Raw genomic sequence first — 15811 nt, 5'->3', positions numbered from 1 at the left:
GAGCGAAGCAGAAACGAAGTCGCACGGCGAATGATTTCCTGTTTATTTTTTATTCTAAGTATTCTCTAAGCCATTCCACAACGTTTGCCGTGTATGTGGATTCGGTTATATCTTGTATATTATTTTCCACAAAATGTAAATCTGGGCTCGCGGGAGAGAAATTAAGCGGAAAAACCCACGACGTGGGCGTAGGCGGAGAAAAGCAAGCAGAAAAACCCAAACCGGAAGCTAATCGGAAAGATACGGAGATGAAGCTGGGTGTGAGGGAGAGAAATTAAGCAGAAACCCCCACGATATGGGCGTAGGTGGAGAAAAGCAAGCAGAAAAACCCAAACCGGAAACTGATCGGAAAGATACGGAGATGAAACTGGGTGTGAGGGAGAGAAATTAAGCAGAAAAACCCACGGCGTGGGCGTAGGCAGAGAAAAGCAAGCAAGAAAACCCAAACAGGAAATTAATATAGTAAATATCTGGAAATCAGGGTTGAAATCATATCCATGACAGAAGAAAATTACACATTGTTATTTCCATATATGTATGATAGTGTTAATATGAATGAAAGAATATTGCAACAATCCTTTGTATATTTGGGAGGAGGAAAAATATGTCATTAAAGTTAAAAGATGAAGATTCCACAAAACGCATGAAAGATATGCAGGAAGAATTAAAAGATCCTTCACTGGGGGAGTTCAGCGATTTAGAACAGGATCCATATGTCATTGAATCCAAAAGGACAACTCCAATCGATAAGCCTGTTTATCAACCGGATGGAAAGCTTTCATCTGCAACAGATAGAAATCCATATATTTTGTCAGAGGAAAAACAAGCACGAATCTTTGGAGAAGATTTAGGTGACAAAGAAATAAGAAAAAAGTCCGTCCGTAAGGAAGTGATGATAGTTATGTTTGTCGGGCTGGCTTTGTTGTTCGCGGGACTTGCGGCATATGTACATAATGATCTGTTTTTAAGAAAAGCTGAGACCGTACCAGGTATTGTAACAGAAAAACGTATGCATAGAAATCATGCAACTTGCACCATCTTTGTGGATTATGAAGTAGATGGAAAAACATATAATGAGATATATGTGGGTGATGGACATGATATGCAGATAGGGCAGAAGGTAACGGTATATTATGATCCGGAGAAACCAACCAAAATAACGGATGGAAGGAAAATCCCGACAATGTCTGTCTATCTTGTTATAATAGGAGGGGCTTTGTTCCTGATTGGCGGCTATCTCGTATTCTGGATGAACCAGAATCCTGACAAGGGAATTGAGATTTATAACAGGATATTCAAGAAGCGTGACAAATAAACAGAATCTGTGTGTAATAAAAGAATACATAGATAATTTAAGCCCTCCCCGATATAATATAGTATTTATTATATCGGGGAGGGCTTAGTTATGCCAGAACAGGATGAGTTGGGACTTCGGATGGTACCTAGGAGAGAATATTATCCTTCTGACATTGGGTGGAAGTCATGCGTATGGCATAGATAAAGAAGGATCTGATGTGGATATCCGGGGAATTGCGCTGAATACAAAACCGGAGATTCTGCTAGGAAATGATTTTGATGACGTGGTGGATGTACCGACAGATACAACGATTTATTCATTTAATAAGATGCTACAGCTGCTTTCTTCGAACAATCGATTCCTTAATGAAAAATGCATTATTGTACAGAAAATGTACGAAAAATGCAGAAAAATGTAATAGTGATTTTCACACATACATGGTACAATATTGAATAGATGCAGGAATGTGAATTTTGCACCAAAGAAAATATGCGATCTGAGTCGCATAGCAATCAATTAACTTGTTGTTAGGGAGGGTTTTTGTATGTCAGGTTCAACAATTGCTATTATTATCATTATCGTGGCATTGCTGGTCATTTTATTTACCAGTTATGTCAAATCACCACCGGATAAGGCGTATATCATTTCCGGTTTAAGAAAGACACCGAAGATTCTGATTGGTAAAGCAGGCTTGAAGCTTCCGTTCTTCGAGCGGAAGGATGAACTGTTGATCAAGCAGATCAGTATCGATATCAAGACGGACGATTATGTTCCGACACTGGATTTCATCGGTGTTAACATTGATGCAGTTGCGAAAGTTAAGATCCGTACGGATGAAGAAGGTATGCAACTTGCCATGAAGAATTTCCTGAATATGAAGGAACCGCAGATTATGGAAGCACTGGTGGATTCTCTGCAGGGTAATATGCGTGAGATTATCGGTACGATCAGTCTGAAGGAGTTGTGTAACGATCGTAAGTCCTTCGGTGATCAGGTGCAGGAGAAGGCGCAGGTGGATATGAATCGTCTGGGTATTGAGATTATTTCCTGCAACATCCAGCATGTAGAGGATCAGAATGACCTGATTATCGCGCTTGGTCAGGATAACATGGCAGCAATCCAGAAGAATGCAAGTATCGCCAAGGCAAACGCAGACCGTGATGTAGCGATCGCACAGGCACAGGCGAGAAAAGAAGCGAACGATGCAAAGGTATTATCCGATACGGAAATTGCCGTGAAGCAGAATGAGCTTTCTATCAAGAAGGCAGAATTAAAGACAATCGAAGATACGAAGAATGCGGAAGCAGATGCGGCTTACGAGATTCAGAAGGAAGCACAGCGTAAGACAATCGAGGTTACAAAGACCGAGGCAGATATCGCACGTCAGGAGAAGGAAGTTGACCTGAAGAAGAAGGAAGCCGAGGTTATGGAGCAGTCCCTCGATGCGGATATTCGTAAGAAAGCGGAGGCGGACAAGTTCGCAAGACAGCAGCAGGCAGATGCGGAGCTTTACAAGCGTCAGAGAAATGCCGAGGCAGATAAGTTTGAGAAGCAGCAGGAAGCTGAGGCGAAGAAGGCACAGGCAGAGGCAGAGCTTTTCGCAAAGCAGCAGGAGGCAGCAGGTATCCGTGCAGTCGGCGAGGCAGAGGCGAAGGCAATCGAAGCCAAAGGTCTTGCAGAGGCAGAAGCCTTAGAGAAGAAAGCCGAAGCGATGAAGAAGTATGGTCAGGCAGCGATGGTGGAAATGATCGTGAAGGCATTGCCGGAGATGGCAAAGGCAATCGCAGAGCCACTCTCTACAATCGACAAGGTTACGATCATCGACGGCAACGGCGAAGGTTCCGGTGTCGGTTCGATGGGGTCGTATGTGCCACAAGTCCTTGCAAAGACAATGGAGTCTGTGAAGGAAGTAACAGGTATCGATATCGCGGATATTATGCGTGCAAATACATACGATGCAAAGGTTAACAAGAATGTGAACATCACAGGCCTGGATGGAATCAAGGTAGAAGCTCCTGCAGAGGCGGGAACTTCCGTAGATACAACTGTGGAGTAAGATAATGTGTAAAACAGAAAACTTTTAAGATAAAAGAGGAAAGGTACTTTAACTGGTACCTTTCCTCTTTTATCGATACTATTTCTTTCACTGTGAAAGTGAATGAAACTTGATTCACGAAATCTTGCAGTTCTATCACGTAAAAAAGCAGGTAACGGGAATCGAACCCGCCTATCCAGCTTGGGAAGCTGGTGTTCTACCAATGAACTATACCTGCAATAAAACAAATATAGTACAGACAGGCACGAAAGTCAAGCATCGGATTGCCCGGAAGAATGCAGCCAAAAAGGGTTATTGTAAATCGCGGATTCCTATATTATAATATTTTATTATGCTGAAATCAGATCTGGAAGGAGTAAGGTAAGAAATGCCTTTTAACAATAATACAAAGACAGACATTCAGATAAGAAGATTCACATTTCGGATCGTCATTGTGTTTTTGCTTGCCATCACAGTTGCAACAGGAACCATCACTTTGATCCTGACAAGAAAATCCTCCCAGGAAATGAAATCAAAGGTTGTAAACCTGATACAGGCAAACACCCAATTGCAGATATCAAATCTCAATCAGTATCTGGGAAGAATTGAAGATACCGCAGCATTGCTGTTCTCGGATGATATCTATTGTGAGTATGATGCAACGAAAGAGGGGCAGGATGCATTCGAGAAGATACAGCAGGAGACAGCGATTGAAAAACGTTTGCAGGATATTAATATTCTTCAGAACTTCTCTGATTTTGGAATTGTATACGCAGATGATTCATCGCTTGGTTCAATATCGAATACGACGCTCGAGTTGTTCCCGGATGGTGGACTATATGCGTATCTGGAAGGGCATATTACGGACGAGAGGAAAGAGTCCGGCTGGTTTTTCGATTATGAGCGGTGCTATGACAGGCTGTATTACGTAAAAAGACTGAATGAGCATGCAATCATTGTGGCAGCATTTTATAGCCGGGAACTGAGCCAGTCTTTTACAGATATGGAGGATGTGCCGGGGATGCAGAGCTATCTTGTGGATTCGGCACATTCGATTGTCTATGCTGAATCAGGAGAGATACTTGGACGGAATGCAGAAGAAGTCTGGAACGATCTGCCGGATGGATATAGCAATTACTGGATTATAGGCGACAAGGAAGTTGTAGTAGTTGGAACCTGCAAGAACGACTGGCAGGTAATATGTGTGGCTCCGGAGAACGTGCTATTTGCGGAACAGCTTGGAATCACCCGGTTTGCTATAATTGTATATATTATTATGCTTGTGGTTGCTATGACGGCGGCAGGAATCCTGTATTCACAGGTGGCAGTAAAGGATGGCGTGCTTTCGCAGATCAGGCAGAAAGCAGATTACGATCAGCTGACAAATGTGTTGAATAAGCAATCATTCCGTGATCTGGTAGATACAAAGCTTGCACATGCAGGAGAAGGAACAAAGCATATCTGCATGATGCTGGATATGGATAATTTTAAGCTGGTAAATGATACATATGGGCATCAGGAAGGGGATAAATTTCTTAAGAAATCCGTAGTAATCTTCCGGGAAACTCTTGGAACACAGGCAATCATCGGGCGTATGGGCGGAGATGAGTTTGCGGTGTACATTCCATTTGAGCATGAGGAAGAGACCGTTATACGGGAGGAGGTTGCCCGGAGGCTGGATGCACTTTTGGATGCATTTCATAAGCAGTTTGATACACACTATGAATCGTGCAAAGTCTCACTTTCAGCAGGAATCTGTCTGAGAATTACGGTAGATGGAATAAAACTTGGATTCGAGGAATCTTATCAGATGGCGGACCGTGCGTTATATGTATCAAAAGAAAACGGAAAACATCAATACAATTGGTATGAGGATTGATTGGCAGATATGAGGTACATGGGAAAAATGAAAAATAAATATCGTGGAATCAGCATCTGTCTCATTGTATGTCTGATTTTCTTATCCGGGTGTTCCGGAAATAGCAAACCGGTAGTCTATGAATCCACGACGGAGATTTCCTACTCCTGGTGGGGAAATGATGACCGGCATCGGTACACACTACAGGCATTGGATATATTTACAGAACAAAACCAGGGACAGATAGAGGTGCAGGCAAACTATGGAAGCTGGGGCGGATACGAGAACAAAATGCATATTTATATGCGCTCCCACAATGCACCGGATGTGATGCAGATTAATTATGCGTGGCTGTCGGAATATGCAGACGAAGAAAATGGCTTTTATAACTTGTATGATCTGAAAGACATCATTCATCTGGAGAATTACACTCCGGAGGAGCTTGCTTATGGGGAAATGGACGGAAAACTGTATGCCGTTCCGATTTCATTTAATACACCAATGTTTTATTATAACAAGACGATTTACGCATCGTATGGCCTGGAGATCCCGAAGACGTGGGATGATCTTTTTGCAGCGGCTAAGGTTATGAGCCGGGATGGAATCTACCCGCTTGGAACGACAAAAAAACAACTCTTTCTGATGCTGGTTGCATATCTTGAACAGATAAAGGGAAAGGAGTCCGTGAAAGCAGATGGGTCATTGCAGCTGACAAAAGCAGATATTGCATTTATGCTTGATTTCTATAAGCGTCTGATTGATGAAGATGTGCTGATGCCGATCGACTCCTTTGATCGAAATGCTTTTTCGACAGGAAAGGCAGCGGGAACGCTTGCGTGGATCAGTGATGCAGCAAATTATTGTACACCATTGGAAGAGAACGGTGCGGAGGTTATTGTAGGCGATTATCTGCAGGATGCAGCTGCGAGGAAATTCGGGTGGTGTGTAAAACCAGCTACGATGTATGCCATCAGTGCAACAACGGAGTATCCGGAAGAAGCGGCAAAGCTTCTGGAGTTTCTGCTTAATAGCAGGGATATGGCACAGCTGCAGGGAACCGAAAAAGGTATTCCAATCAGTGACGCGGCAAAGGCAGCGCTGCAGGAAACTCAAAAGCTCAGCGGTTATGAGAAACAGGCAGATGACATGCGTGAAAATTACGCAGACCGGCTGGAGATATTGCAGCCGGTATTGGAGAACGAAAGCGTCTATGATGGTTTTAAGGTCAATGCGGACTATTATATCTATGATAAGCTTTCCGAAGATGAAGTTGTAGAAAAATTATATGAAGCAATTTACTGATATCGGGAAAACAATATAGTGTGATTGCATAGGTCATTACAGAAGAATACATAGAAGGAAGGATGAACAAAGTGGCATATAAAAGTGTAGATGAATTAGAGCATTTCCGGTTTGACGACTGTCAGATCGATACATTTGCAGTGACAGAAAATGGTGTGGAGCTTATGGTAGAAGCACTGATTGTGAGAGCGGACAACAGCCAGAATACAAATTATACAGAAAGCTATGCCGGTACGACGAAGATCCGGATAACAGATGGAAAACTGATCCGGTGTGTGCGTGATGGCTACAAGTATTATGATGCAAATGATGTGCTGCAGTCCGAGGTTCCGGATTATGAACTGTCTGTTGCGGAAACGACAGATTTTCCAAAAACCTGTGAAGGGGCATATCTCTTTGAGATGAAGCGGGATGCGGATGGATACGTGCTTGGAATCGAATTTGTGGATCCGGAAGATCAGACGGTAGGTGATTCATATCAGGTCTATGTGACAGGAACGCAGGTGGCTATGCTGTGGGAGCAGTATATGAACCGGGTGCAGTCATAATGCAGGCGCGAATGCCGGCAGGATGAATATTATGGATAAAAATATTGTGTAGGTAAGTCGTTTCGGGTATTGAAAATGTAGAAATTTTTGCGGCTATTTTTGAAAAATGTAGCAAAATTCATAATTGACAATTAAAAAAGTATAAGTATAATATTGGTAGTACCAAAGTGGTGCTACCAATTTGCTTTTTATAGGAGTTAGGGAGTCATTATGAAATACTTACGACAGTTTCTGTTAATCTTGTTTATCTCCTTTTTAGGAGAGTTGTTAAAATACTTCCTGCCATTGCCGATACCGGCAAGCATCTATGGCATGGTGATTTTATTTATCGGGTTGCTCAGTGGAATCATTAAGCTCGATGCAGTGAAGGATGTCGGGAAATTCCTGATCGAGATCATGCCGGTCATGTTCATCCCCGCAGGGGTTGGTCTGATGGCATCATGGGGTACATTGAAACCGGTGTTAGTACCGGTCAGTGTGATCACGGTTGTAGCACTCGTTGCGGTTATGGGTGCAACCGGACGTGTATCCCAATGTGTGATCAAGAAATCCAAAGCAAAAGAAAAGGCAAAGGAGCAGGAGATATGAAAGATTTATTTCAGACATCCATGTTCGCAGGTGTGACACTCAGTCTGCTTGCGTATCTGGCAGGTTTATTATTAAAGAAAAAGTTTAAGCTTGGAATCTTCAATCCATTGCTCATCTCGATAATCCTTACGATCATCGTGCTTGTATGTGCGCATATTGATTACGATACGTACAACAAGGGTGCCGTGTACTTAAGCTGGTTTCTGACACCGGCTACGGTCTGCCTGGCGATTCCGCTGTATGAGCAGTGGCAGTTACTAAAGCGGAATGTCAAAGCGGTGATGCTTGGAATCACAGCAGGTGTACTTACGAGTCTGACGACGGTATTTGTACTGTCGAAGCTCATGGGACTTACCCATCAGGAATATGTCACGATGCTTCCGAAGTCCATTACGACAGCTATTGGTATGGGAGTATCGGAAGAACTTGGCGGTTATGTGACAATCACGGTTGCCGTCATCGTAGTAACAGGTGTGATTGGCAACATCTTAGGCGAGTTCATATGTAAGCTCTTCCGTATTACGGAACCAATCTCCAAGGGACTTGCACTTGGGTCTTCATCCCATGCAATCGGTACAGCCAAGGCAATCGAGATGGGCGAAGTGGAAGGCGCGATGAGCAGTCTGGCAATCGCTGTCACCGGAATCCTGACCGTTGTACTCGCATCCGTCTACGCAAATTTCATGTAAGGAAGGGAAAAGGATATAATTGATAGTTGGACATGGTTAAGAATATGTATATGCATTTGTATGTGACTAACAATTCACAAGCAGACCGTTGAAGCACGCTGGTACTTAATGAACGGCAAACTTGTTTGACGTGAATTTAGTACCACTGCGTGATGAACCGAGCGAGAGCGTGTCTGCGTTGAAATGTTAGTCACATACAAATGTAGTAGAATTTAACCATATGCAATTAGGAATTAGGAGGTGTTCGTTATGATTATTACAATTGGTAGAAAATGTGGCTGCTGCGGAGACGAGATCGGTCATGCGTTGGAACAGATCTATCATATTCCATTTTATGATCGGTCGGTCATCTCAGAGCTTGCAAAAGGATATGGAATGTATGACCGGTATCCGGATTTCTATGGGGAAACCCCGATGGATACATTGATGTACACGATATCCCAGACAGAGAGTGAAAACGTGTTTTATGAGACACCGAAGAAAGCATTGTCCGAAATCTTAGACGGAAAAAACTGTATTATTTTAGGTCGATGTGGTAATTATGTATTCAAGGACCGGAAGGATAAGCTTGCAATCTTCCTGACCGGGGATGATGCGATGCGGATCGAGTCGATTGCGAAGAAGCATGGAATCCCGGAGCGCCAGGCGAAGAAGCTTGTACAGGCAACCGATGAACGCCGGGCGGCATACCACAAATATTATACCGGGGAGACATGGGGCATGGCAGAAAATTATGACCTGTGCCTGAATGTCTCGAAGCTTGGAACGGCAGGTACGATCGCAATGATTGAGCAATATATCAGACAGACTGGATTAGAGTAGGTGATGAGAAAATGGAGAAACAGACAACACAGGAATATGAAAAAGCAATCGCCTATATCATAGACCGGATCAAAGAAGGGTCACTGCAATTAGGCAGCAAGCTTCCACCGGAACGAAGGATTGCCGAGGAACTTGGCATCGGCAGAAATTCCATCCGGGAGGCAATCAGCATCCTGCATGGCATGGGACTGATCGAACGGGTACAGGGTTCCGGCAATTATGTGTCAAAGCATGTCGGCGAGTCTATCCGTCAGTCGCTTACGGTGATGCTGGCACTCGGAACGATTACGAAAGAGGAAATATTTGAATTCCGGCGGGTGATGGAGAAGGCAGTCTGCTCGAATCTGATTGCGAAAGGACTGTCCTATGAATATGAGTCAATCTTAGAGACAAAGCTGGAAGAGATGAAATTGTTCGATGGCAAAGATCTGACCGATGTGGACAAGGAGTTTCACGATACCCTGATTCAGGCAACCGGAAATCATCTGTGGGCAGTCTTGATGGAGGCTGTGACCGACGCATACCGGGATTGGATTAACTACGTGATTGAGCTTGCCGATGAATCGGTGCGGGTGAAGCTGCTGCAATGCCATGCGGACATTTACCAAAATCTCGAACAGAAAAATGAGCCAGCCATGCTTTTGGCGATTGACAGGCATTATGATTTGATAGAACAGATGGTTTAATTATGTTAAAAATGCTAAAATAACAATCTGTTTGGGTTGTTTTTTTATAGAAAAATACGTTTTACTTTCGACAAAAAAAGGTATACACTTTTCCTTGGGTAGAAAGGATAAAACGAGAAAAGGAGATGGTTTTTTTGGAAGATCTTGCAAAAGACCTGATGGAAGAACTGAACTGTGAGACCGTCTTTACGATTCCAATCTTCGGTGGTATCGACGTATCGGAATCTGTGGTCGTAACATGGATTATCATGGCAGTGCTAGTTCTTGTGGCAATCATCCTGACAAGAAACATGAAGATTGATCACATCAGCAAACGTCAGGCAATCGCAGAGACGATTGTTACAAAGCTGACCGGTATGGTGGAGGATATGATCGGACCGGAAGGAAAAGCGTATGTCCCATATCTGACAACTGTATTGCTGTATATTGGTGTATCAAACATCATTGGATTGTTTGGATTCAAGTCCCCAACCAAAGATTTAAATGTCACGATCGCACTTGCGGTTATGAGCATCGTCTTAGTTGAGGCGGCAGGTATTTACCATCTGGGTGTGAAGAAGTGGCTGCATAAGTTCGTAGAACCGATTGCAATCGTTACTCCGATCAATATCTTAGAGGTATTTACACGTCCATTGTCGCTGTGCATGCGACTTTTTGGTAACGTGCTTGGTGCATTTGTAATTATGGAACTGATCAAGATGGTTGTTCCGGTTGTTCTGCCGGCAGTCTTTTCTTTGTATTTTGATCTGTTTGATGGATTGCTGCAGGCATATGTATTTGTATTTTTGACATCACTGTATATCAGTGAAGAGATTGAACAATAAACGAAAAGGAGATAATTAGTATGGGTACAATAATCGCAATTGGTGCAGGTATTGCAGTTTTAGGAGCGCTTGGCGCAGGTATTGGTATCGGTATTGCAACCGGTAAGGCAGCAGAGGCAATCGCAAGACAGCCGGAGGCAGAAGGTAAGATCAACAAGACATTGATTCTTGGTTGTGCACTTGCAGAGGCAACCGCTATTTACGGTTTCGTTATCGCGCTTATGATCATAGTAATGTTGAAGTAATCACAGGAAAGGCAGGGTGGTAACATGCTCCGGGTAGATTGGAATTTATTACTTACCATAATCAATCTGCTGCTTTTGTTCGTGTTGATGCGGATTTTCCTGTTTAAGCCTGTACAGAAGATCATTGCAGCGCGTCAGGAGGAAGCGGACAGACAGTTCAAGGAAGCGGGCGAGAGCAAGCAGGCAGCAGAGGAAGCAAGAAAGCAGTATGAAGCAAGTCTTGCAAATGCGGAGGAAGCCAAGAAGCAGGTGCTTCAGGAGGCAAGACAGACCGCAGATGCAGAATATAAGCGGATTGTATCAGATGCTGAAAAGACCGCAAAACAGGTAAAGGAAGATGCAATCACAGATGCAGAGAACCAGAAGGCACAGATTCTGAAGAAAGCAGAAAAAGATATTGCCGATATGGTTGTCGATGCAACAGTTAAGATTGTTGGAGAGAAAAAAGGTGCAGACGTGGATAATGCGCTGTACGACAAATTTTTAGATAAAGCAGGTGATGAAACGTGATTCGAGCAGCGAAGGACTATGCAGCGGATTTGAAGCTCGTTGAAAACGCGAAGTCAAATCTGCAGAGCGTAAAGGATATTTTAGAAGCAGTTCCACAGATTGGTGTGGAGTTTGAAGATCCAACTGTGTCGTTAGAGAAGAAACATCTGGTGATTGACCGGGTGTTCCCGAAGGAGATCCGGAACTTCTTAAAGGTGTTGTGTGACAATGGCGATTTCGGATTGTTAGATGAGATCGAGCAGGCATACATGGAGCTGACGAAGACACCGGAGAAGGTGGAGGCACAGGCAGAACTCACATATGTGACACCACCGACAACGGAGCAGATGGAGCGGATCCGGTTGTTCCTTGCGAAGGAATGCAACAATCCGGATATCAAGATCGTCGGTAAGGAGGATGCATCCATCAAGAGTGGATTCATCATCCGTGTTGGAAACAAAGAGTACGACTGGAGCGAGCAGGGACGTATCGACCAGCTGCAGAAGCATATCAACCAGTCGCTTTCCGGCAAGAAGCTGGCAACGGTCAGTGAGGAGAGCATCATTTCCATCCTGCGTGCCGATATCGCAGATTTTGAGCTGGCAGCAAAGGATAAGGAAATCGGTGTTGTAAACTGGGTTGGTGATGGTATCGCGAATGTCGATGGTATCGACCATGCATTTTACGGAGAAATCGTTCTCTTTGATTGTGGCGTCAAGGGTATGGTACAGGACGTAAGACGGGATGAAATCGGTGTTATTCTGTTTGGGCGTGATACAGAGATCAAGGAAGGCAGCCGTGTCGTTCGTACAGGTAAGATGGCCGGTATCCCGGTCGGAGATGCATTCCTTGGAAGAATCGTAGATGCACTTGGTGCGCCGATTGACGGACAGGGCGACATCGCACAGGATGGTTACCGTCCGATCGAGAACCCTGCACCAAGTATTGTAGACCGTAAATCCGTATCGGTTCCTATGGAGACCGGTATCCTGTCAATCGATTCGATGTTCCCAATCGGTCGTGGACAGCGTGAGCTGATCATCGGTGATAGACAGACCGGTAAGACATCGATCGCGATGGATACGATCTTAAACCAGAAGGGCAAGGATGTTGTCTGTGTCTATGTGGCAATCGGACAGAAGGCATCGACAATTGCGAAGCTAGTGAATACACTGAAGAAAAATGATGCGCTGGATTATACGATCGTCGTTGCAGCAACGGCATCCGATCCGGCACCGTTGCAGTATATTGCACCATATGCAGGTACAGCACTTGCAGAGTATTTTATGTATCAGGGCAAGGATGTTCTGATCGTCTATGATGATCTGTCCAAGCATGCGGTTGCCTACCGTGCAATCTCACTTTTGCTGGAGCGTTCACCGGGACGTGAGGCATATCCGGGTGATGTATTCTATCTGCATTCAAGATTGCTGGAGCGTTCTTCCCGTGTGACAGCTGAGGCCGGCGGCGGAAGTATTACCGCACTTCCAATCATTGAGACACAGGCAGGCGATGTGTCTGCATACATCCCGACAAACGTTATTTCTATCACAGATGGACAGATCTATCTGGAAAGTGAGCTGTTCTTCGCAGGTCAGCGTCCAGCCGTCAATGTCGGACTTTCCGTATCCCGTGTCGGTGGTGCGGCGCAGACAAAGGCGATGAAGAAGGCAGCTGGAAGTATCCGTATCGATCTGGCACAGTATCGTGAGATGGAAGTGTTCACACAGTTTTCTTCCGATTTGGATGAGAACACGAAGAAACAGCTGGCACATGGACGTGCGTTGATGGAGCTTTTGAAGCAGCCGCTTGGCCGTCCTTTTACAATGGCAGAGCAGGTTATCACATTGGTTGCTGCCAATGCACATGTATTCAGTGATCTTCCGGTTGAGAAGATCAAGGCATTCCGTCTTGGGCTGCTGGATGATTTTGCAAAGAATCATGCAGATATTATCGGACGTCTGGATTCGTCGAAGGATCTGGCAGACGATGTGAAGGATGCCATTATACAGGCGGCGAATGAATATAAGCAGAGGAGTCTGGAAGACGAAAACGGAGGGAATTAAATGGCGAATGCAAGAGAAATTTCCACACGTATCAAAAGTATCCAGGACACGATGAAAATCACGAAGGCGATGTATATGATGTCTTCCATGAAGCTTCGGAAAGCAAGACAGAAGCTGGAGAGTACAGAACCATACTTCTATGGATTGCAGGAGCAGATTGCAGATATTCTGTTACATTTCCCGGATATGCAGCATCTGTTCTTCGATAACCGAGGCAAGGATCTGCATGAGACGTCAAAACGACGTGCATTTATCGTCATAACAGGTGATAAGGGTATGGCAGGTGCATACAACCACAATGTGTTAAAAGAGGCACAGAAGATGGTCGATGAGTCGGATTCCTACCGCTTGTTTGTAGTCGGTGAGCTGGGACGACATTTCTTTTCTTCGCAGGGGTATACGCTCGAAGAGGGATTCTGCTATTCGGCGAACAACCCTTCTATCCATCGTGCGCGTATGATTACAGAGCGCATCGTGGAGTTATATAAAGAGGAAGAATTTGACGAGGTATATGTTGTCTATACGAAGATGGTAAACAGCATGAAGGAAGAGGTTGAAGTGCAGGAGATTCTGCCACTCAAGACGCATGAGTTTATCAAGAAGGAATTGCTTGAAGATTCCCAGAAGGGATTAGGAAACAGTGACCGTGAGGCTGCGGAGCAATCCGATGACTGGTTTTTGATCTATCCATCTCCGAAGAAGGTTTTGGAGAAATTGGTGTATAACTATGTAACAGGTTTTATGTATGGTGTTCTTGTTGAGGGCTCGGCAAGTGAGGAAAACGCCAGAATGATGGCCATGCAGGCGGCAACGGACAATGCACAGGCAATGCTGCATGAACTTTCAATCGAGTTTAACCGTGTGCGCCAGGCAGCAATCACACAGGAAATCACCGAGGTGATCGGTGGAGCCAAGGCACTCAAGAAGAAAAAGAAGAAACAAGCGAGGTGAACGATCGCATGATGGAAAATAAAGGTAAGATCGTACAGGTATCCGGACCGGTTGTCGATGTCGAGTTTGCAGATGGGAACCTTCCGCGGATTAAGGATGCCCTGTATGTGATGAACAATGGAAAGAAATGCGTCATGGAAGTATCCCAGCATATCGGTGACAATGTTGTGCGCTGTATTATGCTTGCTGCGAGCGAAGGCTTGTGCAGAGATATGGAAGTGACAGCAACCGGATCCGGTATTCAGGTTCCGGTCGGAGAGCAGACATTAGGACGGCTGTTCAATGTACTTGGTGAGACATTGGATGGAAAGGAAAGTCTGGAGAATGGTGAGCATTGGTGTATCCACCGTGAGCCGCCAACATTCGAAGACCAGAGCCCGGTTGTTGAGATGCTGGAAACCGGTATCAAGGTTATTGATCTGCTTGCCCCATATGCAAAGGGTGGTAAGATTGGTCTGTTCGGTGGTGCCGGTGTTGGTAAGACCGTCCTGATTCAGGAGCTGATTCACAATATCGCAACGGAGAGTGGTGGTTATTCCATCTTCACCGGAGTTGGAGAGCGTTCCCGTGAAGGTAACGACCTGTGGAATGAGATGAAGGAATCCGGCGTTCTTGATAAGACAGCGCTGGTATTTGGACAGATGAATGAGTCACCGGGTGCCCGTATGCGTGTGGCAGAGACGGGACTTACGATGGCGGAATATTTCCGTGATGTAAAAAAGCAGGATGTGTTGTTATTTATTGATAACATCTTCCGTTTTGTACAGGCAGGTTCAGAGGTGTCCGCATTGCTTGGACGTATGCCTTCTGCCGTTGGATACCAGCCAACTCTGGCAAATGATCTGGGTGAACTGCAGGAGCGTATCGCTTCCACAAAGGATGGTTCTGTAACATCGGTACAGGCGGTATACGTACCAGCCGATGACCTGACAGACCCGGCACCTGCTACAACATTCTCTCATTTGGATGCAACGACTGTATTGTCACGTAAGATCGTGGAGCAGGGTATCTATCCGGCTGTTGATCCACTGGAATCAACCTCCCGTATTCTGGAGGCAGATGTCGTCGGAGAAGAACATTACCGTGTTGCACGTGAGGTGCAGGAGACTTTGCAGAAGTATAAGGAACTGCAGGATATCATCGCAATTCTTGGTATGGAGGAGCTTTCCGACGAGGATAAGCAGACTGTTTACCGTGCGAGAAAGGTACAGCGTTTCCTGTCACAGCCATTCCATGTGGCTGAGAATTTTACGAACGTCAAAGGTGTATTTGTACCAGTCAAGGAGACAATCCGTGGCTTCAAGGCAATCTTAGATGGTGAGATGGATGCGTATCCGGAGGCAGCCTTCTTCAATGTCGGTACGATTGAGGATGTAAAGAAGAAAGCAGAAACCCTGTAAAGGATAGAAAG

The 15811-nt window shown here is 44.9% G+C and carries 15 protein-coding genes, 1 tRNA gene and 1 pseudogene; 16 read left to right on the top strand and 1 reads right to left on the bottom strand.

Annotated elements, in window-relative coordinates:
• Positions 1-604: 604 nt before the first annotated feature.
• From H9Q76_RS09710 to H9Q76_RS09700, 3 genes and pseudogenes are all read left to right on the top strand, one after another.
• Positions 605-1315 carry a DUF3592 domain-containing protein gene (locus H9Q76_RS09710; protein ID WP_021986294.1) on the top strand — a complete coding sequence of 237 codons (711 nt, stop codon included), beginning with the start codon at positions 605-607 and terminating at the stop codon, positions 1313-1315.
• Positions 1316-1418: 103 nt separating this feature from the next.
• Positions 1419-1652 (top strand): annotated as a pseudogene (locus H9Q76_RS09705) (DNA polymerase beta superfamily protein); the annotation flags it as partial.
• 189 nt (positions 1653-1841) lie between these two features.
• Positions 1842-3353, top strand: a complete 1512-nt coding sequence (locus tag H9Q76_RS09700) for a flotillin family protein (protein WP_021986293.1) — start codon at positions 1842-1844, stop codon at positions 3351-3353.
• Positions 3354-3499: 146 nt separating this feature from the next.
• Here H9Q76_RS09700 and H9Q76_RS09695 read toward each other — a convergent pair.
• Positions 3500-3570 (bottom strand) — tRNA-Gly (locus H9Q76_RS09695).
• 150 nt (positions 3571-3720) lie between these two features.
• Between H9Q76_RS09695 and H9Q76_RS09690 the strand changes: the two genes are divergently transcribed.
• The 13 genes from H9Q76_RS09690 (at position 3721) to atpD (ending at position 15800) form a co-directional block, all read left to right on the top strand.
• Entirely contained in the window at positions 3721-5211 is a 1491-nt protein-coding gene (locus H9Q76_RS09690; RefSeq protein WP_021986292.1) for a GGDEF domain-containing protein, read from the top strand.
• Between the two features lie 27 nt (positions 5212-5238).
• The gene (locus H9Q76_RS09685) at positions 5239-6492 is read left to right on the top strand and encodes an ABC transporter substrate-binding protein (RefSeq protein ID WP_181985505.1); all 1254 of its coding nucleotides are present in this window, start codon (positions 5239-5241) and stop codon (positions 6490-6492) included.
• Between the two features lie 71 nt (positions 6493-6563).
• Positions 6564-7040: a hypothetical protein gene (locus H9Q76_RS09680; RefSeq protein ID WP_147341789.1), complete on the top strand. Its 477-nt coding sequence runs from the start codon at positions 6564-6566 to the stop codon at positions 7038-7040.
• 210 nt (positions 7041-7250) lie between these two features.
• Complete coding sequence (locus tag H9Q76_RS09675; protein WP_021986289.1) at positions 7251-7628, top strand: CidA/LrgA family protein; 378 nt, start codon at positions 7251-7253, stop codon at positions 7626-7628.
• Positions 7625-8317: an LrgB family protein gene (locus H9Q76_RS09670; protein WP_021986288.1), complete on the top strand. Its 693-nt coding sequence runs from the start codon at positions 7625-7627 to the stop codon at positions 8315-8317. The genes H9Q76_RS09675 and H9Q76_RS09670 overlap by 4 nt, the downstream gene beginning before the upstream one ends.
• Before the next feature lie 249 nt (positions 8318-8566).
• The gene (locus H9Q76_RS09665; protein ID WP_118670521.1) at positions 8567-9139 is read left to right on the top strand and encodes a cytidylate kinase-like family protein; all 573 of its coding nucleotides are present in this window, start codon (positions 8567-8569) and stop codon (positions 9137-9139) included.
• Between the two features lie 11 nt (positions 9140-9150).
• On the top strand, positions 9151-9825 hold the full coding sequence (locus H9Q76_RS09660; RefSeq protein WP_021986286.1) for a FadR/GntR family transcriptional regulator: 675 nt from the start codon (positions 9151-9153) through the stop codon (positions 9823-9825).
• 134 nt (positions 9826-9959) lie between these two features.
• On the top strand, positions 9960-10649 hold the full coding sequence (locus tag H9Q76_RS09655) for a F0F1 ATP synthase subunit A (protein ID WP_021986285.1): 690 nt from the start codon (positions 9960-9962) through the stop codon (positions 10647-10649).
• A gap of 20 nt (positions 10650-10669) precedes the next feature.
• The gene (gene atpE, locus H9Q76_RS09650) at positions 10670-10894 is read left to right on the top strand and encodes an ATP synthase F0 subunit C (protein WP_021986284.1); all 225 of its coding nucleotides are present in this window, start codon (positions 10670-10672) and stop codon (positions 10892-10894) included.
• A gap of 24 nt (positions 10895-10918) precedes the next feature.
• Positions 10919-11404 (top strand): ATP synthase F0 subunit B, encoded by a 486-nt coding sequence (locus H9Q76_RS09645; protein ID WP_117781361.1) that lies wholly within the window; start codon positions 10919-10921, stop codon positions 11402-11404.
• Complete coding sequence (gene atpA, locus H9Q76_RS09640) at positions 11401-13449, top strand: F0F1 ATP synthase subunit alpha (RefSeq protein WP_021986282.1); 2049 nt, start codon at positions 11401-11403, stop codon at positions 13447-13449. The genes H9Q76_RS09645 and atpA overlap by 4 nt, the downstream gene beginning before the upstream one ends.
• A complete protein-coding gene (gene atpG / locus H9Q76_RS09635; protein WP_021986281.1) occupies positions 13450-14400 on the top strand; it encodes an ATP synthase F1 subunit gamma in 951 nt (316 codons plus the stop codon).
• An 8-nt stretch (positions 14401-14408) separates the two neighbouring features.
• On the top strand, positions 14409-15800 hold the full coding sequence (gene atpD, locus H9Q76_RS09630) for a F0F1 ATP synthase subunit beta (protein WP_021986280.1): 1392 nt from the start codon (positions 14409-14411) through the stop codon (positions 15798-15800).
• The last annotated feature ends 11 nt before the right edge of the window (positions 15801-15811 follow it).

Origin of the sequence: Wujia chipingensis (assembly GCF_014337155.1) — a bacterium.
GTDB classification, from domain to species: domain Bacteria; phylum Bacillota; class Clostridia; order Lachnospirales; family Lachnospiraceae; genus Coprococcus_C; species Coprococcus_C hominis.
Note: the sequence above shows the minus strand (reverse complement) of the source record. Positions and strands in the feature narration are given on the sequence as shown.